Raw genomic sequence first — 524 nt, forward strand, 5'->3', positions numbered from 1 at the left:
ATGAATAAAATTAAACTTGTAGTACTTGATATAGCGGGAACTACCGTAGACGAGGACAATGTAGTTTATAAGACCGTTCAAAAAGTAATCAACGACAAAGGCTTTAACGTTACGTTGGAAGAAGTTTTAGCCCATGGAGCAGGTAAGGAAAAACACCAGGCAATAACAGATGTTTTGAAAGCCAGCACCAATGCCACAGATATTGCCACCATCGCAGCTGAAGCTTTCGCCAATTTTAAGCCTACCCTAAAGCTCACTTATGAGCAGTTAGAGGTAAAAACTTTTCCCGGCGTAAAAGAATGATGGAGGGGCTAAGAAATAAAGGTGTGTTTGTGGTGCTGAATACTGGTTATGACCGAAAAACAGCCTTATCGCTACTTTTAAAACTAGGCTGGGAAACAGGGAAAGACATCGATGGATTGGTAACTGCTGATGACGTGACAAATGGCAGACCACAACCGGACATGATTTACAAAGCCATGGAAATATGTGGCATTACAGCGCCTCAGGAGGTACTGAAAGCC

The 524-nt window shown here is 42.4% G+C and carries 2 protein-coding genes; both read left to right on the forward strand.

The window, feature by feature from the left end; all coding sequences use genetic code 11:
• A partial coding sequence (locus tag ADIWIN_RS20975; protein ID WP_498370489.1) for an HAD family hydrolase occupies window positions 1-303 on the forward strand: 303 nt, incomplete at its 5' end.
• On the forward strand, window positions 300-524 hold a 225-nt coding region (locus ADIWIN_RS20980; RefSeq protein ID WP_369021501.1), incomplete at its 3' end, for an HAD family hydrolase. The genes ADIWIN_RS20975 and ADIWIN_RS20980, both read left to right, overlap by 4 nt.

This window comes from Winogradskyella psychrotolerans RS-3 (assembly GCF_000427335.1).
GTDB classification, from domain to species: Bacteria; Bacteroidota; Bacteroidia; order Flavobacteriales; family Flavobacteriaceae; genus Winogradskyella; species Winogradskyella psychrotolerans.